The 26,770-nt window shown below is 39.0% G+C and carries 19 protein-coding genes; 7 read left to right on the forward strand and 12 right to left on the reverse strand.

The window, feature by feature from the left end:
* The 7 genes from KIM67_RS09850 to KIM67_RS09880 all read left to right on the forward strand — a co-directional run.
* Positions 1-1,161, forward strand: a 1,161-nt coding sequence (locus tag KIM67_RS09850) for a T9SS type B sorting domain-containing protein (RefSeq protein ID WP_213831163.1), incomplete at its 5' end; no start/stop codon positions are given.
* Positions 1,162-1,164: 3 nt separating this feature from the next.
* A complete protein-coding gene (locus tag KIM67_RS09855) occupies positions 1,165-2,124 on the forward strand; it encodes a type IX secretion system membrane protein PorP/SprF (RefSeq protein ID WP_213831164.1) in 960 nt (319 codons plus the stop codon).
* Positions 2,125-2,143: 19 nt separating this feature from the next.
* Positions 2,144-3,163, forward strand: coding sequence for a hypothetical protein (locus KIM67_RS09860; RefSeq protein WP_213831165.1), 1,020 nt, complete (start codon positions 2,144-2,146; stop codon positions 3,161-3,163).
* A 295-nt stretch (positions 3,164-3,458) separates the two neighbouring features.
* Positions 3,459-3,845 (forward strand): hypothetical protein, encoded by a 387-nt coding sequence (locus KIM67_RS09865; protein WP_213831166.1) that lies wholly within the window; start codon positions 3,459-3,461, stop codon positions 3,843-3,845.
* A 220-nt stretch (positions 3,846-4,065) separates the two neighbouring features.
* Entirely contained in the window at positions 4,066-4,731 is a 666-nt protein-coding gene (locus KIM67_RS09870) for a hypothetical protein (RefSeq protein WP_213831167.1), read from the forward strand.
* Between the two features lie 772 nt (positions 4,732-5,503).
* Positions 5,504-6,043, forward strand: a complete 540-nt coding sequence (locus tag KIM67_RS09875) for a sensor histidine kinase (RefSeq protein ID WP_213831168.1) — start codon at positions 5,504-5,506, stop codon at positions 6,041-6,043.
* A 10-nt stretch (positions 6,044-6,053) separates the two neighbouring features.
* Entirely contained in the window at positions 6,054-6,806 is a 753-nt protein-coding gene (locus tag KIM67_RS09880) for a LytTR family DNA-binding domain-containing protein (RefSeq protein WP_213831169.1), read from the forward strand.
* A gap of 66 nt (positions 6,807-6,872) precedes the next feature.
* Here KIM67_RS09880 and KIM67_RS09885 read toward each other — a convergent pair whose 3' ends face one another.
* The 12 genes from KIM67_RS09885 to KIM67_RS09940 all read right to left on the reverse strand — a co-directional run bounded on the left by KIM67_RS09885 (position 6,873) and on the right by KIM67_RS09940 (position 26,695).
* Positions 6,873-7,034, reverse strand: coding sequence for a hypothetical protein (locus KIM67_RS09885; protein ID WP_213831170.1), 162 nt, complete (start codon positions 7,032-7,034; stop codon positions 6,873-6,875).
* Positions 7,027-7,740 (reverse strand): hypothetical protein, encoded by a 714-nt coding sequence (locus KIM67_RS09890; protein WP_213831171.1) that lies wholly within the window; start codon positions 7,738-7,740, stop codon positions 7,027-7,029. The genes KIM67_RS09885 and KIM67_RS09890 overlap by 8 nt, the downstream gene beginning before the upstream one ends.
* 43 nt (positions 7,741-7,783) lie before the next feature.
* Positions 7,784-8,872, reverse strand: a complete 1,089-nt coding sequence (locus KIM67_RS09895) for a hypothetical protein (protein ID WP_213831172.1) — start codon at positions 8,870-8,872, stop codon at positions 7,784-7,786.
* Positions 8,853-9,398, reverse strand: a complete 546-nt coding sequence (locus KIM67_RS09900; RefSeq protein WP_213831173.1) for a hypothetical protein — start codon at positions 9,396-9,398, stop codon at positions 8,853-8,855. Before KIM67_RS09900 ends, KIM67_RS09895 begins: the two co-directional genes overlap by 20 nt.
* Positions 9,398-9,937 (reverse strand): RNA polymerase sigma factor, encoded by a 540-nt coding sequence (locus tag KIM67_RS09905; protein WP_250149225.1) that lies wholly within the window; start codon positions 9,935-9,937, stop codon positions 9,398-9,400. The genes KIM67_RS09900 and KIM67_RS09905 overlap by 1 nt, the downstream gene beginning before the upstream one ends.
* Before the next feature lie 157 nt (positions 9,938-10,094).
* The gene (locus KIM67_RS09910) at positions 10,095-12,044 is read right to left on the reverse strand and encodes an OmpA family protein (RefSeq protein ID WP_213831174.1); all 1,950 of its coding nucleotides are present in this window, start codon (positions 12,042-12,044) and stop codon (positions 10,095-10,097) included.
* A gap of 1 nt (position 12,045) precedes the next feature.
* Complete coding sequence (locus KIM67_RS09915; protein ID WP_213831175.1) at positions 12,046-12,966, reverse strand: type IX secretion system membrane protein PorP/SprF; 921 nt, start codon at positions 12,964-12,966, stop codon at positions 12,046-12,048.
* A 37-nt stretch (positions 12,967-13,003) separates the two neighbouring features.
* Positions 13,004-23,551: a gliding motility-associated C-terminal domain-containing protein gene (locus KIM67_RS09920; RefSeq protein ID WP_213831176.1), complete on the reverse strand. Its 10,548-nt coding sequence runs from the start codon at positions 23,549-23,551 to the stop codon at positions 13,004-13,006.
* 372 nt (positions 23,552-23,923) lie between these two features.
* Positions 23,924-24,382: a hypothetical protein gene (locus KIM67_RS09925; protein ID WP_213831177.1), complete on the reverse strand. Its 459-nt coding sequence runs from the start codon at positions 24,380-24,382 to the stop codon at positions 23,924-23,926.
* On the reverse strand, positions 24,363-24,848 hold the full coding sequence (locus KIM67_RS09930; protein WP_213831178.1) for a hypothetical protein: 486 nt from the start codon (positions 24,846-24,848) through the stop codon (positions 24,363-24,365). The genes KIM67_RS09925 and KIM67_RS09930 overlap by 20 nt, the downstream gene beginning before the upstream one ends.
* Entirely contained in the window at positions 24,829-25,365 is a 537-nt protein-coding gene (locus KIM67_RS09935; RefSeq protein ID WP_213831179.1) for a hypothetical protein, read from the reverse strand. Before KIM67_RS09935 ends, KIM67_RS09930 begins: the two co-directional genes overlap by 20 nt.
* A complete protein-coding gene (locus KIM67_RS09940) occupies positions 25,316-26,695 on the reverse strand; it encodes a hypothetical protein (protein WP_213831180.1) in 1,380 nt (459 codons plus the stop codon). The genes KIM67_RS09935 and KIM67_RS09940 overlap by 50 nt, the downstream gene beginning before the upstream one ends.
* Positions 26,696-26,770 lie beyond the last annotated feature (75 nt).

Consider the following 26,770-nt stretch of genomic DNA (forward strand, 5'->3'; position numbering starts at 1 on the left):
ACCGACGGGAGCCTCGCCATATGTGAGGGCGATACCGTGAGCGCCGCTGACCTCTTCGCACAGCTCGGCGGAACGCCAGATGCAGGGGGAAGCTGGAGCCCCGCACCCGCAGGGCCAGGGACCTACACCTATACCGTCACCGCGATCGCACCGTGCACCACAGACGCGACCGCACAGGTCACCGTAAACACAAACAATCCTTTAATCAGTATAAATACTCAAAATACATTGTGCTTAGATTCTGAAGATGGCTCAGTGGATGTTGCAATTACCAATGGAGATGCACCCTATATGGTACAACTGAACTCAGGCGCTGATATGATACTTCAAACAGACAGTTTTACGATAAACAATTTAGCGCCCGGAAATTACAATCTGTCCGTAACATCGAACAATGGGTGTTCATCCGAGTTGTCATTTGAGATTTTAATCACAGGACCTAATCTACGTGCTACTGTAGACACTGATTATTTTTGTAACGGCAATGCTCTATCTAACAGTACAGAAATCTTTTTGGTAGACCAAAGCATTTCTTCAGAGGTATTATATGCAATAGATTCCACCAATCCGCAGGATTTTGTTCTGGGACCAATCTTTAATGATTTGGCACCGGGCACTCACTTTGCAGCTATTTTACATACTGATGGTTGCCTAAGTACAATTCCTTTCGAAATTAATGAAATTGATTCGTTGGAAATTACAATTACCAAGAATAGCGAGGCTAAAATAGAAGTGAACGTTTTAGGTGGTTTGCCTCCATACACCTATTACTATAATGATAATGAGGGTACTTCGCAGAATACATTTACAGCACTGGAAAGTGGAAACTACGTAGTCCGCGTGGTTGACAGTCTTGGTTGTGAGGTGTTTGATACTACATCTGTGGATTTAGTAGATATTGAAATTCCTAATTTCTTTACCCCAAACCATGATGGACAAAATGATTTCTGGGGACCAAGGAACATAGAAAGCCTACCTAATATAGAAACCTACATTTTTGACAGGTATGGTAGGAAAATAAAAATCATGGGGCAATCCAACAACGGTTGGGACGGCACCTACGAATCCAATCCGATGCCCTCCGGTGACTATTGGTATACCATACAATTGAACGATGGCACTGGACGTAAGTTTGTTGGAAACTTTACCCTTTACAGATAAAATATGCTAAGAAACAATTTAATTAGAATTACAAGCCTAATAGTACTGTTGAATTTTATGCCCTTAAGGGGACAGGAGCTTACAGTGCCCCAACTTTCCCAATACCTTTCCGATAATCCTTTTCTCATGTCTCCCGCTTATGCTGGTATCGGAAATTATGTGAAAGTAAGAATGACAGGGCTTACGCAGTGGGTAGGCATAGAGGATGCACCTAACACCCAGTCCCTATCCGCCGATGTCCGATTGGGAAACAGGTCTGGTGTTGGTTTTGTTCTCTATAATGATTCTAATGGCGAAACAAAGCAAAGAGGTGCAAAAATATCTTTTGCACATCATTTGACAATTGATAAATATGAAGATCAATATTTCTCTTTCGCGCTATCCTTTAATCTAAATCAATTTAGGATAGACATTGAAAATTTTGACCCAAACAACGATTTGGGAATAACTGATGATAGGTCATCGAGCAATCCCAATTTTGATATAGGAACATTATACAGAAATGGCGGTTTTTATGCAAACCTCAATATTGGCAATATTTTAAATAAGGATTTTCAAAAATTCAATCAACTTTTTGAACCTAATGTCTTAAGAAACTATCAACTCTATTCTGGTTATAAGCATAGAAAGAATAGGCGTTCCGATTTTGAAATAGAGCCATCTATTTTCTTGCAGTATTTTGAGAACGATGGACGTTCCATCACAGATTTGAACACCAAATTCAAATGGTATGACTTTATAGATTATTACTATGCGGGTATTACTTATCGATTTTTAAATGATCAGTTGGGAAAACCCCTTTATGTTGGACCCATGATGGGATTGAAAAAAGGGGATTTTTACTTTGGATATTCTTATCAGGTAATCATGAACGAAATATTGGGTTATTCCAGTGGCACGCATGTCGTTACGGTTGGGATAGATCTTTTTCAAGGCATCTCCAATTGTACTTGTACATATTGAACTTAAAAAACTAATGAAAATGAAATCAATTCTGAAAGCAATCGGTTCTTTAAAGCTACCTATCTTATTTTTTCTTGTCCTCTTCTATTTATCTTGTGGAGACGGAAACGACGATGGTTTATTTGGCTTAACACAAAAACAAAGCGAAATTTCTATACCTTCAGGTACTACCGATACAATCGTATATGCTTTAGTGGACAACACTAGGATCCCTGTTTATCTATCTTTTCCGGAAGGGTGCGATATTCAAAATTATCCTGCAGTAGTAGTGATGCACGGCTCTGATGGAATGTGGAAAAATCATGACCCAGAAAGTAAAGCTATGTCTGGACAAAATAATGAATGGCGAAAAATATTTGATGATAACTGTATCATCGGGGCTTTTGTCGACAGTTATTCTACAAGAGGGGTAACGACAAGAACTGGAAAATGGACCACAGCCCCAGATAATTTCAAAATTAGTTCGCAGTTTGTTCGTCCAAGGGATGCAAATGCTACGTTATCACTATTAAGAGGTCTAACCTTTGGTGATGGCAGAAGTATAGTAAGGCCAAAAGACATTGGTATTCTTGGCTTTTCAGATGGCGCTACTACTGTTGCTTCAACCTTATATGATTCGAATGCTACTCCATCCGATTGGGTATGGAAACAAAAGTTTGATGGTAAAGAGTATAATACCTCTTCTGGAGTAAAAGCACCTCCAAAAATTCCAACTGATGGCGGTTTTGCTGGTGGTGTCTTTTATTATGGCGGTTCTGGCGGCTTTGATTACTGGGGAAGTCATGCTTGTGGCACCAATGGTTTGGAAGGTAATGTATATGTTTCCTATGCTCCTATACTATACCAACTTCCTGCCAATGGATATCTCACGGAAAATAGTCTATGCTTGGTTGATCTTCTCAAAAAAAAGGGTAACAACGTGGAACTAAATGTATATGCCAATGTTGGTCACGGTTTTGATTTTGATGACAACGTACAAAGTATTATTGCAAGGAAAAATACTATTAACTGGTTTAAAAAGATATTGAATATGAATTAGACACTTTAAGTACCATATACCAAAACCTCCCGTTCAATTGCTCGATTTGTATAATTTTCCAATTTAACCTCTTCCCATGAAGGCTTTCAACCTTTCTTCATATTTACAAGTCCCGGTTTTGACCAATAACCAAGTTAATTGAATTATTAATTACGTCTTTTTTGATATGATTTTAAATACTGTTGAGATTATATCAAAAGAGAAGAAATCATCCTCAAAAAATAAAATCAATAAAATTGGTTCATAAAAGAACCAGAATTAGAACAAACCCAAATAGAAAATAAATTTGACCGAAATGAAAAAAGACTTTCTTGAAAAATGGATTCTTGATTTAATCAAGCTAGAGTATGAACTGGGGAATATTCCCAAACGTGCAACGTATAAATTAAAAGAACGCATGGACAACTTTATAGAGGTTACGCTAATATGGTTGAACAAAGAAAACGTTGAGTACAAAATAATCTATAGTGCAAGAGCTTACGGAAAAAAAAGCATTGTGGAAAGTTTTGAAACCATAAACGAATCTCTTTTTGATATGGAGAATTATTATACTCTTGAAATTCACAAATATGTAAATAATATCAAGAGGAGCTATAGTACTAGAAAAATTGTGGATTATGATGTTATGAACGTAGTTGGTGAATTACAAAAATTGGACGAAACCAGAGGTTTAGATTTATAGTTTCTTTTTTATCTGTTTTTAATTACAAGGTCATAGACAAAATGCTTGTTTTGATTTTTAATTCCTTTCATCCGATAAATCTGCATTTTGTCTATATGACCTCATTCATCAATCAAGAAGGCCCATCCATATATTTCACCCCTGTAAAACTTATATAAAGTTGTTCCTTAGTGTAAAGTTTTAAAAGTTCCCAGATTTTTAATTTAATACCTTTTTCATTATGCATCTAATAACCATTATATGGACATTGACCTGTGCCGCCATAATTGTAGGATACCCGATCTATCTCTATCGAAAATCTTTATCGTTGATGGCTTTCAATAAAAAGAAGAGTACTATAGCCATGGCTCCAAATACTGTTGAATTATTATCATTTGATTTGAAAAACCAATCCCCTGGATGGTCCTTTAAGTTAGATGTACCTCAAATTACTGAGGAAGTCCTTTATAACAATCCTATTCTCTTTTATCTAGAATCCAATGACACTTGCCTTAAACTGCCTTTAAACAATGCCATTTTAGGTTATTCTGCATTTGTTTATAAAAATACCGGAAAAGTCTATGTAACATTTAAATCCCTAGCAGATGGGGTGTCCAACTTTTATGTGCCAGCGTGGCATCTACATAAATTGAAGATTTTAATCATAAAATCTCGGGATAAAAGAATTTATGGGGATTGGGGGGCCAAACCAGACAAGTCCGAAATTTTCAAAGGATTAAAAAAAGCGGGAATCAATATAAATGATTACGAAGAAACTTTAGGTTATTTCAGCAATATAGCCGCTATAGAATTTAAGGGTCATTTTTCAAAATCTGCCAAGAGAAAACACACTAACAGCTTGCCTTCCTTACAAACACGAACCGAAAAACTATCCTCTACGGGATGACCATAAAATATAGTACACTAAGATCGATTGGTTTATTGCGTTTAAACTGATTCTATTTTTCTATTGTAAAAATACTGTCTTCTGTCCCTTCTTAGAGTGTTGCAGACAAATTTTGAAGGTTAATTTCATAAACTCAAAACAGCTATTTTCTCAACCATGAATTCAAAAGCCCCATCGGTCAATTCATATGGGCACTATATCAAATGGGCACCTATTATTAGTTGCTATCACTTTAATTTTGAGTCTAGGTTGATAAGGTTAAGCAAATAAGTCAGATTGATTCATTTGGTATTAATCGAATTACATTTCATATAGTATGACAAACTCACCATTAGTAATTTTTATAGTAGGTTGTAAACGAGTATGGGGTTATGCTGCGTAGCAATCATTTAAAAATGAAAACGGTGAGTTTTTATTTCATACTACTAGAACGAAGATTTGATTATCTGGATTGTTGACTTTTTTATTAAACAAAATCTATTTGAAAAATAACTCCTACAGAGATAAAATGCATTTTGCCATCTAATTGGATATCCTTCAATTATTAACCCTCTCCCCCATTTTGCAAAATGTCCAGTCTTAAATTCTCTTTTTAAAAAAATAAAACACGATTCAATAATTGCATGTCCCAAACAATAAGCCTGTCTTTGATAGAAGAGCAATATCTTAATTATATAAGGCGCTTTTTTAAGAATCGCACGAAAAACAATTACCCAATATTAGGAGCATATCATTAAAAAGAGTTGTGCATTAAAATCTGAACAATGACCGAATGTCGGCCCTAAAATACATTTCAAAATTTGGAAGCCCTACACGCAGTGTTCTTGAAAATTCTATTGAGACAAAAGTTTTGTTGAGAGATGAAATAAAATTATTAAATTCCTACTTAGAACTAGAATCACTTCGTTTTGACAATGTTTTCGAATATAAAATAAATGTTTCGGAGGATTTAGATACAAATACCACAGAAATCCCTTTCATGGCTATTCAACCCTTCATAGAAAACGCTATTATCCATGGTCTGAATAATAAAAAAGAAGGTGATAAAAAACTTTTAATAAGTTTCAAGAAAAAAGGGGATGTTATTGTTTGTTTTATAGAGGATAATGGCATAGGCAGAATTGCATCAAGAAAACTGAACAATACTTTAAAAAAGAAAAAGAAGTCAAGAGGTATAGAAATAATAGAGAAAAGACTAAAGCTAATAGGTAAGCCCTACCCGCAAAAAGGTGTAATTGAGATTATAGATAAATATGACGATAACAACAATTCTACTGGCACCAGAGTTTCTATAAAGATTGGCCCATCATAAACCCGATGATATGATATTAAAAGTAGTTATTGTAGAAGATGAAAAACGAAGTAGAGACACATTAAAGACCCTTCTGGAAGAATTTTGCAAGGATGTGCAGGTCATAGCTACCGCGAGCAGTGTTTCTGAAGCCGTTAAGGTATTGTCCGTTTTTAGTCCAGACGTTGTCTTTTTGGATATTGAACTTCAGTCTGGGATAGGCTTTGATATCTTGGAACAGATTAAAGACCCGGATTTTGAAATTATTTTTACTACCGCATTTGAAAAATATGCCATAAGGGCTATAAAATTCAGCTCATTGGATTATTTGTTAAAGCCCATTGACCTTGATGAATTGAAAGAAGCCGTTGAAAAAGCGAGAAGAAGAATGGACACCAATGTATATAGGCAACAAATAGAAACCCTCATGCAAAGCATTGGAAATGACTCTTACAAGCAAGAAAAAATATGCCTCGCCACTACTTCTGGCATGGAGTTTATTGCTATTGAAGACATTGTCCTTTGTAAAGCCGACGGTTCTTACACCTGTTTTGTCCTAAAAAATAAGAACACCCTTTTGGTGAGCAAACACTTAAAGGAGTATGAAATCTTATTGGCAGAACAACAATTCATGAGGGTTCACAATAGTTTTTTGATCAATTTAAAAGAAGTAAAGAAATATATAAAATCAGATGGTGGGTATATTATTATGAGCAATGATATGCATGTGAGTATTTCCCCTAGAAAAAAAGATGAGCTTATCGAATCAATGAAAAAATTGTAAAACAGATTACTTAATTATGATAAATGGCTGTCTCTTAGTACTGCCGTGACACCACGAAACAAAAGATTATTTGAGCTCTTGTTCTAATTGCAGTACCGGCATCCAATAAAAGTTTATCACCGACCATTCATCCATCTCAATATTTTGCGAACTTCTTACGTATACTGCTCCATCATTCGAAAATACATGTTTGGCCATTAAGCCCTTGTTCGTTGAGTTATCATTCATTGCCCAAATGTTTTTTATAGCGATTACGCCCCATATTGAAAATGCCTACTTTAATTCCAAAGCCCGCTGAAAACCCATTTATGTTCTTTATCTCATTGGGTTCTAGTTTTATTCTGCTCGAAAATCTGTAACGCATACCTACTTCTAACTGAACAAAACGGGAAAGATTGTACAAAAAGTTGATTCCTGGCTCAAAAACGAACACCTCATCTGAATCATCCTTATCCAAATCTATTTCAACATCCCCATTATTTTCTTCAACATAAACTACACCTCCTGCACCTATAAGTATAGGAAATGAAAGGTTCGCTTTGGAACGACCCCATAAAATAGGTTCTATGTGGAGCCCCCCATATGCCCCGGCAAAATCAAAAGTATCGAATGTATTTACCCGTATATCCTGTTCAGAATAAAACCCTACCGCAGCAAAACCAACCTCAAATTGTCTATTGGCTACGTATGCTATCTTAAAAACACCATGATATGTGTTTTCCCCATCTATTTCACCAAAATAAGTACCTAAACCAAGATAAACCCCATGTACTACATTGTTTCTATCGTTGAATTCTATGTAAGTATTATCTTCTTGATCTTGACTCCATGCAACACAACTAAAGAGCACTAGGAAGAGTAATAATTTATATGGTTTCATTTTTATCATATAGGTTGTTGCACTAAAGACAATGGTTTTTCTAAAAGGTTGCATTTAAATTTAGTTTTATTTGGTTTTTTCTGATAGTGAAATATTCTTAATCCCTAAGTACAATAACGCCCTTTATTCCGTTTATGGAAAATTCTCCCATGACCCCAGCCCCATAGGTGGCCTTAACATCCCTTATTTTCTTTCCTGCATTGGTAACATCCGTCTTAATGTTTGAAAATGATTTTGGAACCCTTAAGAGCCCTTGTTCCAAGGTCGCCTTAAAATTGAACGCCATGCCAGAAACATCCATATTGACTTCAGAAGATTCTTGAACTATGTTTATCGCCGCGTTTGAATTCAAAACTTTACCAACTTCAACCTCAGCTATTCTAAGGGTCAGGAACATCTCGCTCCTAACACTGGCAATATCAACATTGGAAAACTTAAAATCTCCACGCAAACGCCCAATGTTCATTAAACTCACCTCATCTTTACTTGAATACATTTCCAACCTTGATACTTCGTTTAATTTTATATCGCTTCCACTACTGATGACCTTTAACTTTTCGGCGCTTTCAATATCTATAGAACCATTGTTCATTTTTATAGTCCCATAGCCTATATTGTCCCCTCTCAACTTTCCAAATTTCATGTCTATTTTTGCAGTTGATATATCATCGTTCAACCAGATGTCCCCATGCTGTGCTTCAGCCTCAAAATCTCCTTGCCAACCACTTGTTACAATATCCCCAAACTTGTTTGTTATTGTTAGTTCTGAATGTACTGGCAGATAGATTTCATAATTTATTTGAATATTGGATTTATCAAAGTCAAAAGGATTGGCCTTGTTAAAATATCTGGTAAAAACACTTGAACTTCTATCTACTATTTCCGAAGCAATCTTTATAAAATCCCCAGCGAATGTAACTTCTGGCTGAATTCTGTCCAATAGCTTTTTTGCATTCTCTTCCTTTTTATGTTTCACTCTGATGGCAATAGAAACTTTGAGCTGATTTTTGTTCCAGCCATTTACAACGATATTTCCATATTTGTTTTCAATATGAACCTTTCCATTTGCTGAAAGGTCATAGTTCTTTTCCCACTTCTTTGTTTGTTCACTTTGTGCTAGGGCCATAAGTGTAAACAAACATGATAGTAGTGCGAGAAGATTCCTCTTATAGTGTATACCCTTCATAGTCTATTTCTTTTTTGGAAGCATTGATTTGCTTGAGGAGATTTTCCATCAATTCAATACGTTTTCTATAGTTGTTCACAATGGCTTCCAACACGAGCTCATTGTCCAAGTTGTCCTGCATTTCCAACTTCAATTGTTCGTATTCTTGATCCAGCTCATCCATGAACGATAAAAATTCTTCCTTGTCGCTTTCGGTCAATTTTGGATGGTTCTTCACCAATTGTACTTGTTGATGAACCAAATCTTGATAGTGCATGTCGATATCAAAAAGTTCTTCATTGACATAGCCTTCTATATTTTTTTCACTTGGGGCACTTAAAATTAAAAAAGCCATTACTGACAATCCCATAAAAAAGGCAACACTGGCCGCTATCTTTAGTGTACTGGATTTCCAAAAGGGAATCGTCTTCACTTTTGATTTCTCATCAAGCTCCAGAGAGATTCCATGCCATAACTTATCCTTATCAACTTTATGGATTTCAAAAGCTTGCTTGTTTTCTTTTATATATTTTTCAAAATTGTCCATTACAATTCATTTACAATTTGAACTAATTTTTTTTTCGCTCTGTGGTATTGTGATTTGGAGGTTGAGTTTGTTATTTCCAAAATCTCTGCTATTTCCACATGGTCATATCCTTCAATCAAATACAATGTAATTATCTGTTTGTACCCTTCCGGTAGTTGGCCCAAGCCAATTTTTATCTTTTCAACATCCATACTGTTAGTGCTCTCAATCTCAATATCTTCAACTGGTTCTCCTTCATTTTCCAAGGAAGAGAACACTAATCGTTTCGTCTTTAAATGGTTAATACTTTTATTGATTACAATCCGCTTTAACCAAGCTCCAAATGTGCTATCGAACCGGAACGAATCCAATTTTTTAAAAGCTTCAACAAAACTTTCCTGAATAATATCCTCCGCATCCTCACGTATCGTCAATAAGCGCATGGCTACATTGAACATGGCATCCACGTACAACCCGTACAATTGGTACTGGGCAGTCCGGTTTCCTTCTTTGCTCTGTTCCACCAAAGCTTGATGCGTAAAACGTACGTTTGCTTCCAAAAATTCTCGACGATTATTCAATGACAGCTAAAAATAATTCTTATTCGTCTATTCCAAAGACAAACAAAAAACACAAGGGTTGCATTAATGTTTATTTAATCAAAAAACCTTCAACTTAGGTTGAAGGTCTTTCATGATTTTTTGGTTTGAAGGTTTCTTATTCCAATTTCAAAATAATAAATTCCGATCTACGGTTTACATCATGTAATTCGTTGGTACACCTTACCCCGTTTTTACACTCGTTCAACAATTGTTTTTCTCCATAGCCTATGGCACTTTCAATCCTACTTTTTGCTATGCCTTGCGAAACGATATAATCCCCACTGGATTTTGCCCTCTTGTCGGAAAGTATTTCATTATAGCGATCACTCCCTCTAGAATCTGTGTGCGCTTCTATCTTAATTACCATTTTTGGGTACTCTTTCATTACCTCAACAATTTTATCGAGTTCCTGTGCAGCATCTGGACGAATATTGGCCTTGTTCAAATCAAAATAGATATTATCGATCTTGATTTTAAGTACTCCATTTTCATTAACAATAAGCTTGTTCAATTCTTTTTCTATTTCCAACGGAACATTGTTCACGAAGTCTTTTTCATCCGTTGTTGTAAATTCCTTTTCTCCCGGAAGAAATCCTTTTTTATCTATTTTGATCAAATATTCTGTCTCACAATCCAGATCCATATCAAAAGTGAATGCTCCGTAAGGATCTGTCTTGGTTTTCCCTAAAGATGTACCATCCATCCCAAACAGCTCAACATTTACATCTACTATGGGCTGAGCATTTGCTTTTCTAATGACACTCCCCTTAACGGTCTGTTTACAAGGTTCGTCTAAACGCTGGAAAGAATAGATATCATCATCACCTTTACCGCCTTCTCGATTTGAAGAAAAATACCCTCTTTTTGTATGCTCTTTTACGATATAGGCAAAATCATCTTTGTTACTGTTAAGTGGTTTTCCCAGATTTACGGGAGTACCAAATCCTTTGGAAGTCAGTTCGCTTTCAAAAATATCAAGGCCACCAAGACCTAAATGCCCGTCCGAGGCAAAATATAATTTCTGCCCTGTGACAAAAGGAAACATTTCCCTTCCACTGGTATTTATGGTTGGTCCAAGATTTACAGGTTCCGAAAAACCGCCGTCCTCAAGCAATTCTACCATAAAAATATCTGTACCGCCTATGCTTCCGGGCATATCCGACACAAAAAAGAGAAAATTGCCATCTGGACTCAGCGCTGGTTGCCCTACCGAATAGGTTTCACTATTAAAGGGTACTTCTTCAGCCTCGGTCCACTCGCCTCCCCGTAATTCCGCAGTATACATTTTTAAATGATTGGTGCCTTCATCATCCCTGCCCAAATCTTGATCAGTATAATTATTACGGGTAAAATATATGACGTTTCCTTCTGGAATGAATGTGGCAACGGCCTCATGATATCTCGTGTTCAGTATTTCCGAGAATTGCGTTACTTCTGTAAGATCAGCACCCAAATCATTGGTGTCGGCCATAAAGAAATCCAAATAGGGCTGTTTGTTCCATTCGTACAAGCGGGTTTCCAATTTTGAAGAATCCCTGCTGGAAGAGAATACAATTTTATCTTTATAGTACATGGTACCAAAATCGGCCACTGAGGTGTTTATTCCCAGATTTGATATATAAAACTGTGGTTGTTTGTTCAATAACTCATCCAATTTTTCATCATTGTCCTTTAATTGCTCCACCGTAAATTCAGAAGTGTCTTTTTTCTTGGTATATATTTTCATGATGGCTTTTGCCAGTTGGTAGTTTCCAACTCCTTTCAAAGCGTGTACGTATCTAAAAATATACTCTGGTTCAAGTGTCTTTTCATACTTTGAAAAGAGTAATCCATACCATTTGGCGGCATTTTCCATATCCGTATTAAAAAAATAGGAGTCGCCAAGACGTTGGAGTACCTCTTGGGAATCGTCCCCTTTTTCCACAATGCTTTCATACTGTTTTGCAGCCCTTACATAAAAAAGATTATCAAAATTTCTGTCGGCATCATTATATTTCAACTGCGCTTGCATGAAGCTGGACATGAACAAAAAAAGTAGCGCTATATTGGTGTTTATGCTTTTCATCTTAGTAAAATCTTGGTGATTTAAGTCGTTTTTCCACGGTTTTAAACTCATATCTAAGGAATACCTCATGCGTACCGTTATTATAGTTTCTTAAATCGGTAGTTGTGAAATCATATGCATATCCAATGCTTAAATCTGGAGAGATTTGAAGTCCTAAAAGTCCAGAGAAAGAATCGTCCCATCTATATGCCAACCCAAGCGTAAGCGTTTCCCTGATCATAGCATTTGCCGAAACATCAGCAATAATAGGAGACCCTGGCACCCATTTTACAAAAAAGGCTGGTTTGAATTTAACATCTGCGGTCAAATCAATAATTTTTCCACCAATTAAAAAGTAATGTAACCGTTCCGATGCTATTTCTTGTTCCTGTCCATCGTAATGGTCTTCAGAAAAGAAATTAGGGACTGCAAGGCCCAGATAACTCTTGGACGTGTGGTAATAGATACCCGCTCCAATGGTTGGAAAAAACTTGTTTTCAATGTTATTTTGAAAGGCTATATCGGGATTTTCGAACAATCCTTTTGAGAAATCCACATTAAACAATCGCCCTCCTCCTTTAAGTCCAAAGGATAATTTTTTATCTGCATCATCAAGTCTTACCGTATACGCAAAATTTGCATCCACAAAAACTTCTGATGATGGGCCTAAAGCATCATGTGAAAGTACAAGACCTAAACCTACATTTTTCCCAACGGGACCATCAACGGCCAACACTTGGGTGTTAGGTGCTCCATTGATGCCAACCCACTGCGAACGATGCATCAATAATGCTGTAAGGTGTCCACGTGAGCCTGCATAAGCTGGGTTTACACTCAATGTATTGTACATGTACTGTGTAAACTGTGGGTCTTGTTGCGCTGAAACCATGAAGGTTCCCAATAGTACAGCGACCAAACAGGTATATCTTAACTGTATTTTCATTTGAGGTTTTTTTATCACTTTTTTTATACCCATTTCTCTATCTATTTATGTACAACCAATCTGTTCTTGGCTCAGAGCCATCACCAAGATCAAGCACGTAATAATAGGTGCCTACAGGTAGTAAATCTCCTTTTTGTATTGTAGCACGACCATTGGACGTGCCATCCCAATCGTTGTTATAGGAGCGCTGTTCAAATACAATATTGCCCCATCGGTTATACACTTGTAATAGGTTATTCGGATATCTAGAAATACAATCGATTTTAAAGAACTCATTGACACCATCCCCATTAGGAGAGAACTCGTTATAAATGATCAAACAAGATGGTTCAACCGTAGCTTCGGCGGAATCATTGGTATTATTGACATCTAACTGGTCCACAAATGCCAAGCTCGCCGTGTTTACATAATCATTTATGTCCAATACTTCGACAATAAGTTGAAGATTAGCAGTACCAAGAGCGTCCAGAACTTCTATTTCCCAAAATCCAGAAACTCCATCATAAGTTCCATCGGATGCTTGGAATGAAACCAATCTATATCCTGATGGCACTTGTTCTTCGATACCGATATTGGTTGCCTGTAAACTACCTTGGTTGGTTATTGTAATCGTGAAACTAACCTCATCTCCTATATTGGGTGTTGCATTATCAACAGTTTTGGCAACTCCTATATCTGTAGTTTGTGGTGTCACAAATGCTACTGCCTCATCATCGTCATCAATACCGTCAGATAAATCGTCCACATCCAAACCTTGATTTGGATCACTATCTGGATCAGCTAAATCACTAGCTGTTATCTCTGCAACATTCAAGTACTCATCTGCATTGCCTGTTGGCACATTAACCGTTGCCAATATGACCAAAGTCTCTGTACTCTGGTTTAAAATAGTTCCATTTGTATTCCAAAGCCCCGATGAAGCATCATATACTCCTGCAGTAACAATATGAGATTGATACGTGTATCCTGATGGTAACAAATCAGTAATTATAACTCCAGTAGCATCACTAGAACCGCTATTGGTCACATTGACCGTAAACTCCACTACATCACCAACATTGGGCGTAGGATTATCAACTGTTTTCGTTAAAGAAAGATCTGCCAGTCCATCTGGAATGGGGACAACCGTATCTTGATCATCTTCCGATTCCAAGTTATTGTCAGGAGTTGAATCAGGGTCGAATGTATCCAAAGCGATAAGTTCTGCCGTATTCCTGTAATCTCCACTTGGACGTACTTGAACTGTGATATCCAATGTTTCGGTAGCACCGTTAGCAATATTCGCCAACGCCCATGCTCCGGTCACCTCATTATACGTTCCTGATGAAGAAGTTGCCGACACAAAACTATATCCTGATGCCAAAACATCTTCTATTACAAGACCGGTCGCATCATTAGGGCCAGCGTTGTTCACGCCTATCGTAAATACAATCTGATCTCCTACTGAAGGACTTAGGTTGTCCACATTCTTAGTAATCGAAACATCCGTTATAACTCTTGGCGTAGTTGATTGTTCATCTTGATCATCTTCAGCAAGTATACCATTCCCTGGAGTTGAATCTGGATCTAGTTCGATAACGCTTACAACTTCAGCACTATTGGTATAATCTCCTGTCGGATTCACCTGAACGGTCACATTGAGCACAATACTGCTATTCAAAGGAACTGTGCCCACATTCCACTGTCCTGTAGTTGCATTATAGGTTCCACCCGAATCATCAGAAATATATGTATATCCTGAAGGTAAAGCATCCTGCACTACAACTCCTGTTGCATCGCTTGGACCATCATTGGTCAGGTTCAATGTAAAAGTCACATTAGATGCCACATCTGGAAATTCATTATCCACTGTTTTTTCCAATGAAAGGTCTGCTGCAGGAATCGGCGTGGTACCTGCACTATCTTGGTCGTTTTCAAATATATTATTGTTATTTGGCGTTGAGTTTGGATCTAGATTATTTGAAGAAAAGACTTCTGTGACATTGAAATAATCTCCCGTTGGGTTTACAATAGCAACAATATTCAGGGTCTCCGTAGTTCCATTTGGTATGATTCCATTCAGTTCCCAAATTCCGGTTCCTGGCACATAAACCCCTGCAGTTCTATTGTTGGAAACATAGGTATATCCAGAAGGCAGTAGATCCAAGACCTCTACTCCAGTAACATCACTTGGCCCATTGTTAGAAATACTGATAGTGAAGATAACTTCATCACCTATAAATGGACTGAGGACATCTACCGATTTACGAAGAATGAGATCAGAGACCAATACGGGTGTTGGCTCAATCGTCTGTTGATCATCTTCTGTGTCATCATTGTTCGCGGGTTCAGAATCAATATCCTGCTCTGCCAAGTCCGTAAGTTCAGCAGTGTTGGTATAATCCCCGTTTGCAAGTACATTCGCTGTTATTACTATATTTTCAGTAACACCATTGTCCAAATCTCCTACGGTCCAAGATCCATTCAACGGCTCATAGACGCCCACGCTCGGTACTGCACTAACAAATTGATACCCTGAGGCCAAAAAGTCCGTTACTACAATGTTTGTTGCATCACTTGGACCGTCATTGGTCACCGTTATCGTAAATACAATTGGATCACCAACATTTGGGGTAAGATCGTCAGCTACTTTTGTAACTGAAATATCAACAAGCTGTACCGGGGTGACAATTACTTCATCTTGATCATCTTCAGCAAGCACATTATTGTTGGGTGTAGAATCTGAATCACCTTCTGCATGCTGGGTTATTTCCGCTACGTTGGTGTAAACACCCGTAGTATTCACACTAGCAGTGATGTTAAGACTGGTAGAAGCACCATTGGCCAGTGTACCAATATTCCAGATTCCAGTTCCATCGTCATAAGCGCCTGCTCCATTATCCGAAACATAGGTAAATCCAGAGGGTAGAACATCAGTAACTTGTAAGGTGGTGGCATCACTTGGTCCGTCGTTGGCAACGGTCAATGTAAAGACCACGTTAGAGTTAACATTTGGTGTGCTATTGTCAACGGTTTTCGTCAACGAAACATCTACTATAGATCGAGGTACAATTACAATATCATCTTGATCATCTTCTGCTGCAACCCCATTGCTTGGAGTAGAATCAATATCAAATGCATCTGAGGCAATTACCTGTGCGGTATTCGTATATAAACCTGAGGCATTAACCAGAACATCGATAACCAATGTCTCTGTTTCACCGTTCTCCACAGTACCTACTTGCCAGATTCCAGTGTTTGCATTGTAAATACCCGAGGTGGCACTATACAATACAAAATCAAAACCGGAAAGTAGTTGATCTACTACCTGAACGTTGGTTGCATCAGCAGGACCATCATTGGAAACTGTAATTTCAAAACTTATTTCATCTCCAACATTTGGTGTAGTATCATTGTCAACAACAATCTTGGTCAGGGATAAATCTGCCAGTAATGGAGCGGCAGTTATAGCATCCTCATCATCTTCACTTTGGTTACCAGTATCGTTATTTGGCGTGCTGTCTATATCAAATTGATCACTAGCGGTCACTTCGGCAACATGCGTAAACTCTCCTGCTGTACCGGTCGGTGTCTGTACTGTAGCATTAAAGGTCAAGGTTGTGGTATTGGTTCCAACGGGCACCCCAAGTCCAGACCATGAAATGACATTTGTTATAAGGCTAAAACTACCGCCATTGGTGATTCCCGTAATGTTTCCATATCCGGGTGGTACTAAATCAGTAACAGACACTCCGGTTGCCGCTACGTCTCCTAAGTTACTAAGATTAATAGTAAAGGTCACTACATCACCAACATCTGGTTGTGTATTGCTTGCAACTATTTCCAGTTCAATATCTACGGATTGAGGAGTAACGACAAAAAAGTCTTCGTCATCTTCATCTTGATCTCCATCATCGTTTCCTGGCTCACTATCGGGGTCAAATTGATCTACGGAAGCAACTTCCGCAGTATTCAAATATTCGTCTGTTGTTCCGGTAGGAGCATTTACCGTGACTTCATAGGAAACCGTAGTATTTCCAACGGGTAATGAAGCAATGTTCCATGTAATAAAGGTTCCCGCAATAGCAGTTCCTCCATTATTAACCGTACCCAAGGTATATCCCGAAGGAACAATATCCTCCAATACAATATTCGTTGCCTCTTCAGGACCATCATTGGTCAAGGTCAATTCAAATAGTATAGTATCTCCAACATTAGGAGTTGCACTTGATGCTGCGTTAATATCTTTCACAAGACTTAAGTCAGCAGCATTAGGCGTTACTGCTTCAGTGTCTTGGTCATCACCTGTATTATCGTTTGGTGTACTGTTAGGATCGTACTGATCCGAGGCGGTAACCTGTGCTGTATTTTCATACTCACCTGTTGCTCCTGTAGGTGCATTTACCGTAGCCTGATATGTGAGCGTACTTCCAGTAAGTGGTACCGTAGCTAAATCCCATAGTATTGAGGAGCCTCCAAAATTATAGATACCTCCATCAGAGACACTTCCAGAAACTATAGAGTACCCTGATGGTACAATGTCCTCTACTCCTACATTGGTGGCCACACTAGGTCCTGCGTTGTTTATTTGAATGGTGAATGTGATCACTTCCCCTACTTCAGGGTTAGATTCATTTACTGATTTGTTCAAAGAGAGGTTTGCTTGTTGCGGCGTAAGCGTCAATGTTATTTCATCATCATCTGCAATACCATCTCCTAAGTCATCCACTCCCGGTCCCACCGAGGGATCACTATCTATATCGGATTGATTACTTGCAGTGATTTGCGCACTGTTTGTATACTCTCCTACAGCTCCGGTTGGTGTATTAACCGTTGCCTCATATGTAAGGGCCACATTCCCACCGGCAGGAACAAAAAGCCCTGACCATTCTGCTGTATTGGCTGATATAGTTCCTCCACTATTCACAGCAGTAAGGGTAAAACCAATTGGAAGCACATCCTGAACATCTACGCCAGAAGCGTTACTTAGCCCTGAATTAGAAATGACCAACTCGAACATAACGGTTTCTCCAACATTGGGTGTTGTGGTTCCCGCAATTACATTTTTCGCAATACTTAAATCAACCACTTCGGTAAGTCCAATAGTAATGGCATCTTCATCATCTTCACTTTGATTTCCATCGTCATTGTTCGGTGTACTATCTACGTCAAACTGATCGGCAGCTGTAATTTCAGAGATGTTGGTATATTCCCCACCTGATCCAGTTGGAGATTGCACTGTAGCTTGAAAAGTAAGTACCGTAGTATCCGTACCTTGTGGAACAGCTAACCCGTTCCATGTAATCAGACCTGTTCCGTTATCAAATAATCCTCCTCCAGTAATTCCAGTAACATTACCAAAACCAGAAGGCACCAAATTTTCCAAACTAACGCCAGAAGCGTCTATTGTTCCAAGATTGCTCAAGTTTATCGTAAAAGTCACTACATCACCAACACTAGGCGAATTGGTACTTGCCAATAGTTCTACTTCCAAGTCGATTACATCTGGAGTGGTTATGGTAAAGGCTGATTCATCGTCCTCGCTTTGGTCGCCATCATCGTTACCAGGAGTACTATCTGGGTCTAATTGATCAGAAGACGTTATTTGTGCCGTATTTCTATATTCATTGGTCGCACCTGTTGGTGCATTTACAGTGGCTTCATAAGAAAGTGTTATGGAACCTGCTGCAAAGGAAGCTATGTTCCAGCTTATTGTATTTCCTGAAGCAGTTCCACCATCGTTTACAGTGCCTATTGTAAACCCAGAAGGAACAACGTCTTCAATTACTATATTGGTCGCTTGTTGGGGCCCACCGTTGGTTACAGAGAGTTCAAAGATGATGGTATCCCCAACATCTGGTGTAGCACTTGAACCCGAACTAATATCTTTTGTTAAACTTAAATCTGAAACATTTACGGCAACTTCAGCAGAATCTTGATCATCCTCACCATCAAGACCATTGTTTACTGTAGAATCAATATCAAAAGTATCATTTGCAATGATTTCTGCGATGTTTAAATAATCTCCTGTAGCGTTGACAGTCACATCAAAAGAAAGACTTAGTGTACTGCCATTGGTAATGGAAAGATTGGACCACGTAATTGAAAGGTCTCCTATATTAACTACGCCTCCATTGCTTACCGTTCCAGGAACCAAAGAATATCCAGAAGGAATGGCATCCCTAACAGAAACGCCCGTTGCATCTGCACTTGTAGAAGCATCGTTATTAAATATATCAATGGTAAATGTTATTGTATCTCCTGTGTTTGCGGTTGCTGCGGAAGCAGATTTCGTTAATTCTAAGTCTACCCCTACCAAAGAAACTTCTATAGTATCTGAAGATACAGGGCAACTGCCATTGGAAACGGTCCATTCAAAAACATAGGTTCCCGAAGTAGCACCGAAAACTTCGGTATTTGGGTCATTTTCATCTACAAATCCTGCAGTGGTTGGGCCAGAAACCTGAGTCCAAACTCCAGTACCAGCAACCAAAGGAGGAACTGCTGCTAAGGTAACAGCAGAAAATTGGTCTACCGTTTGGTCTGGACCTGCATCGGCAGTTCCAGGGTCTTCGTAAACTATGACCTCTATAGTATCTTCGAGATCGCAATTCCCATTTGTTACGGTCCATGTGAATTCATAAGTCCCCGCTTCTAAATTGTTTATTGTAGTCGTTTCGCTTGATGGAGTTGCAATATTTGGCACGGCACCAGGATTACCCCCAAAACCGGGGCCAGCAGTTTGTGTCCAGTTTCCAGTACCTACAGCAGGTACAACAGCGGCCATATTGGTCTGGTCACCACATACTTCCTGATCGGGACCTGCGTCTGCATCAGAAGGTGGGTTTGCTCCAAAAGTTATAAGAACTGTGTCTGAATCTGGGTCACATGCAGTAGGTGGAGTTGGATAGATGGAAGGATCATATTCCAAAGTCCATGTAAGTTCATATTGCCCTGGAGCCGAAACATTGGATATGGTTGAAGTCGGAGAGATTGGGTCATCAATTGTAAGCGTTTCTGAACCAGTAGGAGTATCTGTCAATGTCCATACACCAGTACTAAAAGGTATAACATTACCAGCCAGCTGTGTTTCCAGCTGACATGCGGTATCTTGATCAGGCCCTGCATCGGCAATCAGTTCTTCAAACAACTCGACCCTTAGCACATCTTTCGAATCAGAACAATTTCCTGTAACAAAATTCCATTCCAAAACGTAAACACCTGGAACGGTCAACCCGGTAAGTGTTGTTGTAGGATTTGTGTTATCGGTCAATGCAGCAGCACTTCCTGCGGGTTCTTCTGCTATGGTCCATGTTGCTGAGCTCACATCTCCAGGAGCAGTGTTGGCGGCCAAGGTTATAAACTCGTTCCCCACAGTAAACTCTCCCGCACATAAGATCCTGTCCGGACCTGCATTTGGCGGTATGGAAGGTGCCGCACTGGAAACAACAGTTACATCATCGGTTGTAACACCACAAGCTGCAGCTCCAGCACCGTTTGTTGTAAAACGAAATTCATAAGTATTTCCTGGTGTTATCGTAACCTCAGCGACATTACTATCCGAAGGGTTTTGATTTATAGTCGCAGCTGTTCCAGGAGCGCCTCCAACTCCAGGTCCAGATAATTGGGTCCATGTTCCTGTAGTACCAAAAGTTGCTTCTAACAAGAAATTGCTAACATCACATAAATTTAAATCCGAACCTGCATTGGCCTCAAAATAAACATTTATCGTTTTTGACGCTGACGAGATTGGGCAATTGCTATCACCGATGATAGTCCACTCTAAATTATAAGTTCCGGATACCAAGTTTGACAATGTAGCATTAGGGTCATTGATATCTGAAAATGTTGGTGTATTGGGTGCGCCGGAAAGTACTGACCAAAATCCATTTTCGATGTTACTATCAAATGCATTTCCATCTAGTACTATACTCGTTACCGCTGTAGTAAGACAATCTGTTTCAATTGGGGCGGCAACTTGTGCTATAGTTGGTGGTATCCCTACATCCAACGTAACCGTATCGGTGTCAGAAGAGCAACTTCCATTTGTTGCTGTCCATTCAAACACATATTGTCCCGAAAAAGAAAATGTTATCTGTGTAGCAGGATCTGTCTCGTCTGCAATTGTTACTCCTCCCGGACCAGAGACCTGCGACCAGGTACCTCCACTACCCACTGAACCGGTAGCATCCAAAGTGAATGTATTATTACAATCAGCTTGGTCTGGGCCTGCATCAGCATTTGCATCTGCACCTATACTTACTTCAACATCGTCTGTTGTCGATTGACATCCGGGACTGCTTATAGTCCATGTGAGTATGTAACTCTGTTCCGTTGTAATGGTAGCGTCAGTATCAAATTGATTTGGATTGGCGAAGGTAATGCCCGTTGCTGGTACGGAAGTCCAAATACCCGTTTCACCTGAAGCTGGCTCATTTCCTGCAAGTGTGACACTGGTTGAACCAGCAGATAAGCACTGGTCTGGGCCCGCAACGGCTAAAGAAGGACCTTCAGTTAAATTTGTAGTAATAACAACAGTATCAAAACTTGGGGTCGGACAAACATTACTGTTTGGGTTTGCCACTGTCCAACGAAACGTATAGCTTTCACCCGCAGTATCCAAACCAGAAACCAAAGTCTTAGGATCATTCTCATCTTCAAAAACAATAGTAGAACCTAGTGGTGCATTATCTACAGTCCATGTACCGACCAGATTACTGGCAGGCGGCTCATCAGCATCTAACCGAGTAGGTGTATTAAAACAAATGTCTTGTGTGGGACCAGCTTCGGTGGTTATTGGGTCATCGTTTGAAACATTAACAGTTACAGTTGCCTCGGCAGAGGGTGCACATGCGTTACCACCAGTAATGGCATATTGAAAAACGTAAGTTCCGGGAACAAGGTCTTCGACATCTGTTATTCTACTGTACGGTGCGGTAATTGTTGCCGTGCTCGGCCCACTTAGCTGCGACCATAAAGAACTTCCATCTAAAACTTGATTCCCTGTCAACTCCGTTGATACATCATCACAATCAAGGGTCACATCGGTACCTGCATTTGCTTGTGTAGGAGTTAACGAAATAATTACGTTAACCGCATCCGTAGCCTCACTACAACCTGTTTGAACGGCACCATTCAGCGACCTTCTAAAAACTACGGTGTATGTTCCTTCCAAATCAAAATCGATAGTTCTTGATGTACTCCCAGCATTGCTATACAAATTTGGATTTACTACGGTAGAACCTACAGGCCCACTAACTATACTAAAGGTATTGCTGCCATTTCCTTGTGTGGTATAAGGAATAGTGACCCTAGTAGTACCACAGGCAGCTACAATGTTGTCATCGCCACCATTTACTTCGATACCTACAGGATTTGTTGAATATCTTACTAATGCGCTACTAGAATCACTACATCCTGTTCCTGGGGTTGTATTGGTTATGGTATACGAAAATCGATATGTGCTGCTACCATCCAAACCAGTTACCTGTGTCGTGCTATTTGTAGCAGTAAGAATATTAGCTGGGGTTCCACCAGTTGTAACACCAGGTCCTTCAATCTGCTCCCATTCTACAGTATCCCCTGCAAACTGCGGTTCAGAACCCACTAATGTTACAGTTGTTATTGAAGGGTCACAGAATCGTATGTTATTGTTTTGAATGGAAGCATTGGATATCTCTTGGGTTCCTTCATCAACATTGACCGTAACGGTATCTTCTCCAGTAACACATGGGCCAGAAACTGACCATCTAAAAACATATTGACCTTGAATAAGTCCCGTAACTCCAGTATTTCTAATGTTTGGACTGACAATATTTGGACTACTAGGTCCAGAAACAAAAGACCATGTACCTATTTGTCCATTAGTTCCATTACCAGCAAAAGTTCCACTTAGAGTTGTTGATTGTGTAACTGTATAACAATTATCTAGGTTTTGAGTGTTCCCGGCATCTACAGTAGCTACACCTCCAAAGTTTGTAACTGTTATGGTCGAGGTAGACTCACAAAACTCTCCAGGCGCGTACTCTTGTCCTTGGATTGCCCATTGTAATGTTGTTGTTCCCGCGCTGTTTTCAGGTAAGTTAATACTTGTTGTAGGCGAAGTAACATCAGTAAAACTAACACCTGCATTATTGTTGCCCACTATGCTCCATGACCCACTTTCACCGTTAACCACACTAGGTGGGTTGGCATTTAAGCTTACTGTTCCGGGACATGATTCAATATTATCTCCCGCATCTGCACTAGTAATTGGTTCCACGGTAATATTTACATCTTGAAACTGTGCAGAGCCATCGGTACATACGGCACTGAGTCTAAAAGTGTACATGTTTCCTCCAACCAGACCGGTTATTGCTGTGTTTACATCAGAAGGGTCTGCTATAATTACAGATGGACCGCCAACTTGTGACCAAGTAGGTCCACTTGTTTTGGGACCCGATGATGAACCAGAAAGATTAAAGACTGTAATGTTTTCGCAAATCGTTTCAGGGATACCTGCATTTACAGAACAGTTTTGACCGTGTCCATTTTGAACCGATATGAACAGAAGAATTCCAAAGACAAAAAAGTGCCTTTTTATGAGGTTGGTTAATAAGACATGCATAGTCAATGTTATGAGGTTGTGTTATGTGTAAGAATATTCAAACGTATGTCAATTTCATCGATGAACTGAATATATGTTGTATTTCAACGATCATTTGTTGTGAAACGTCGATTAATCGATGAGAAGGTTTAGAAAATTTTAACGTTTACTAAAAACCTTATTGCATACAATTCTTACAAAAACCATGGAATGTCCTATTATACTTGGAATATTGAAAGATATATTTTTAAATAAATGAAATCTACAAGTTGTTGAAAAGTGTTATTTATGATTTCTAAATAACTATAGTTGTAATTTGGAATGCTTTTTTGAAATCGGTAGTCGATATCTAAAATATGACGTAAGAAGTTTTGGTGTATTTGGGAATAAGAACTAGCTCCCAATATCCTCATCAGTAATCGTATAGGTATACTCAAAATGGTTCTTGCCGGTTTCCCGTACCGTCCAATATTGGTCTATATTATAAATGTTCTTACCTGGGGTATCCGGTTTGTAAATCTTCAATATTTCGTTGGCATTATTTGAAATGTAGATAGAATCAAAGACTGAGAGTGACAAGCCTGCCCGACCTATTCCTTCCGCTACCCCAATTCGTGGATAGTCTTGGCTATCCATTGATTCTACATTAATGATTTCAGCATTATCGATAAACTCAGATAGCAAAATAGCACTTATAAAATGGATTTTTAAATCACTATCGGTAGCATTTTCCAATAATGCATCAAGACTTTCACTTGGATCACAGCTTAAAATTAAATTAACCCCAATCATCCAGACAAAACCACGCAAAAAAGGAAAAGTCAAAACTTTATCAATCCCCAATATCTTCATCGGTTATTGTAAATACTATTTTACCCACTATATCATTGTTAAATGGTGGTTCGAACAACTCTAGTTTCCATGAATTATAGTTAAACGGACTCTTAATACTCTCCTCTAAATCACCAGATAGCAATGTCCATTCAACCCTTAAGTCTTCATCGACATAAAGCTTTATTATTACGTTGCCCGTATTTACCAAGTCGTCGACGTAGCTCTGAATCGGTTTTTCTCCACCGTTAAATCCCAAACCTAAACTTGATAACAAAGACAACTGTTGACCCATTTGAATTTCTATTGAGTTTACCACTTTGCCATCTAAGTTTTCAAGTTCAAGTCTTACATTACTGCTAGAGTTGTTCAAGTAATTGTCCAAATAAATTTTATCTGGAGGATTCATCTCAGTTACCCCACAACTAATAAATGAAGTAAGACTGAGTCCAATTAGTAAAACTTTGTCAATTCTCAATATCTTCATCCGTTATCGTGAATACTATTTCTCCATAAACAAATAGCCCATAACTGGGATTAAGAATTTCTTCAAACTTAAAAATCTCCCATGAGTCGAAATTGTACGGGCTGTTAACTTCACTTCCCAAATAATCCGCCACTCCACTCCATTCTTTAATGAAATCATTCCCTATGTAAAGCTCAAACCTAGGAACTTCAGCAACTGTATTGTATATGCTTATATTCATTTCGATAACAGTTTGAAAATCATTCTCTTTGACCCCATCGGAAGAGTAGCGTTGCTCAAAAAAGTCTTGTTTTTTAGTATTTGGAAGTAAAACGAGGGTGTCCGCAATTACAACATTTCCATTATCAGACCCATTGGCACCAAAATTATGATACACTAACTTTATTTCTTCATCTGTAGCGTTCCTAAAAACCCTTTGATAAATGTTGTCCTCGAATGATTCCTCAGGATCACAGCTTAAAATTGAATTAAGGCCAATCATTATAGCTAGCAAACGCATTATCAATCTGTCCATCATAATTTGTTTTTGTCTTTAATTGTGAAACAAGTTTGTTAAAGCTATTTGTCGTGGAAGTGAGACACGAAAAGATTTCCATAGTTGTAATGTCTTTTATATTGTCGACATCAAGCATAAATCCTGGGTTATACCAATCCTCATTTTTGTTAGAGGGATAGTTTTTTGAAGGAAACTCATTGTCTAAAAATAACCACTCAATGTAATTCCCCCACATTTCTCCGACACCACAATATTCAGCATTTCTGCCTTTCCCATTTCCATAGGCGCCATAAGTTATAATATAGTTTATATATTTTATCCAATAGCCGCTACCCACCTTTTTAAAATGGGAAGCATGGGCCAATTCATGGAAAGTAACGGAAAACACACCATCCGTTCCCTTACTTGCCCCGGCCCTAATGATGAGGTCGGGCTGTATAAATTTGAGCATGTGTGCCAGAGTATTAAGCGAAAGACTAATCCCGTTGGCCTTGGCCAAAAAGTTCTTCACCTTAGATTTTGAGGTAAAACCATAGACACCCCAGACCCTTCGCAACATAGGCGCGGCAGATGGGCCCGTGCCACCCAAAGCCACAATCCTGAGATTGGAATGTGGCTTGCCTACGCCAAACTTTGTACAATAATTCAAATACTTTACCGTGGCATTGTTCACGGTAGCCCAGCTCCAGGCACTATTGTTGGTATAAAGGTTTATATTGTGACCTCCATTGCCATGTTGTCCTGCCCTGTACCTTGCAGAGGATATGCTTACAACGGACCTCCACACCTTAAAGCCCAGTGTATTTTTGAATACCACCGTATAACGAACGGGCCTTCTGTATCTTCTGTTGACACTGTAATATCCTTGGGAGTTTGTCCAGCCTTTGGCCCATTTGAACCATCTACGGGTCTTTATCTTTACCCCTACCACGGGATCCATCCGCCCCGTAACCGTGTTCTTTACCTTCACATAGCCCAGTGGTCTTCTTTTACGTCTTTCTGTCTGGGAATTGCCGTATTCCTCTGGATTCTCATAATTGCCCGTTAAGCGCAGGGCCTCATCTTCCAAATCAAAGAGAAATTGCTTGGAGATCTTTGTCTTTCCTGCAACCGTAGTGGTCTCTTCTCCGTCTTCCATATCTTCTTCCTCTATGTGTGCAGGTTCGGGAAGAAATAAGTCTTCAATTTTTTCATACTTCACTCCGGGATGGAATTTATAATCCACAGGAACCGAAGTATATACCCACTTGGATTCCACATTTACCGAATCCTCTGCGGGAAGATAGTCTCCTTCTTCCAGGATTTCCACGTCCATGGGAACACTGGATAGGTTCAGGGAGTCGGCAAGCAATAGCTTTTCTTGTTCATCGTTTTCTATCCAGAACTTTACATAAACATCGGTTGTATGTATCTCCGTAGGGTCTTT

Origin of the sequence: Flagellimonas sp. 389 (assembly GCF_018449435.1) — a bacterium.
In the GTDB taxonomy this organism is placed as follows: domain Bacteria; phylum Bacteroidota; class Bacteroidia; order Flavobacteriales; family Flavobacteriaceae; genus Flagellimonas.

What these genes read in the sequence shown, in the direction of transcription:
- KIM67_RS09855 (WP_213831164.1), top strand. Translation starts at nt 1,165, where the DNA reads ATGCTAAGAAACAATTTAATTAGAATTACAAGCCTAATAGTACTGTTG.
- KIM67_RS09860 (WP_213831165.1), top strand. Translation starts at nt 2,144, where the DNA reads ATGAAATCAATTCTGAAAGCAATCGGTTCTTTAAAGCTACCTATCTTA.
- KIM67_RS09865 (WP_213831166.1), top strand. Translation starts at nt 3,459, where the DNA reads ATGAAAAAAGACTTTCTTGAAAAATGGATTCTTGATTTAATCAAGCTA.
- KIM67_RS09870 (WP_213831167.1), top strand. Translation starts at nt 4,066, where the DNA reads ATGCATCTAATAACCATTATATGGACATTGACCTGTGCCGCCATAATT.
- KIM67_RS09875 (WP_213831168.1), top strand. Translation starts at nt 5,504, where the DNA reads ATGTCGGCCCTAAAATACATTTCAAAATTTGGAAGCCCTACACGCAGT.
- KIM67_RS09880 (WP_213831169.1), top strand. Translation starts at nt 6,054, where the DNA reads ATGATATTAAAAGTAGTTATTGTAGAAGATGAAAAACGAAGTAGAGAC.
- KIM67_RS09885 (WP_213831170.1), bottom strand. Translation starts at nt 7,034, where the DNA reads ATGAATGATAACTCAACGAACAAGGGCTTAATGGCCAAACATGTATTT.
- KIM67_RS09890 (WP_213831171.1), bottom strand. Translation starts at nt 7,740, where the DNA reads ATGCAACCTTTTAGAAAAACCATTGTCTTTAGTGCAACAACCTATATG.
- KIM67_RS09895 (WP_213831172.1), bottom strand. Translation starts at nt 8,872, where the DNA reads ATGAAGGGTATACACTATAAGAGGAATCTTCTCGCACTACTATCATGT.
- KIM67_RS09900 (WP_213831173.1), bottom strand. Translation starts at nt 9,398, where the DNA reads ATGGACAATTTTGAAAAATATATAAAAGAAAACAAGCAAGCTTTTGAA.
- KIM67_RS09910 (WP_213831174.1), bottom strand. Translation starts at nt 12,044, where the DNA reads ATGAAAAGCATAAACACCAATATAGCGCTACTTTTTTTGTTCATGTCC.
- KIM67_RS09915 (WP_213831175.1), bottom strand. Translation starts at nt 12,966, where the DNA reads ATGAAAATACAGTTAAGATATACCTGTTTGGTCGCTGTACTATTGGGA.
- KIM67_RS09920 (WP_213831176.1), bottom strand. Translation starts at nt 23,551, where the DNA reads ATGCATGTCTTATTAACCAACCTCATAAAAAGGCACTTTTTTGTCTTT.
- KIM67_RS09925 (WP_213831177.1), bottom strand. Translation starts at nt 24,382, where the DNA reads ATGAAGATATTGGGGATTGATAAAGTTTTGACTTTTCCTTTTTTGCGT.
- KIM67_RS09930 (WP_213831178.1), bottom strand. Translation starts at nt 24,848, where the DNA reads ATGAAGATATTGAGAATTGACAAAGTTTTACTAATTGGACTCAGTCTT.
- KIM67_RS09935 (WP_213831179.1), bottom strand. Translation starts at nt 25,365, where the DNA reads ATGATGGACAGATTGATAATGCGTTTGCTAGCTATAATGATTGGCCTT.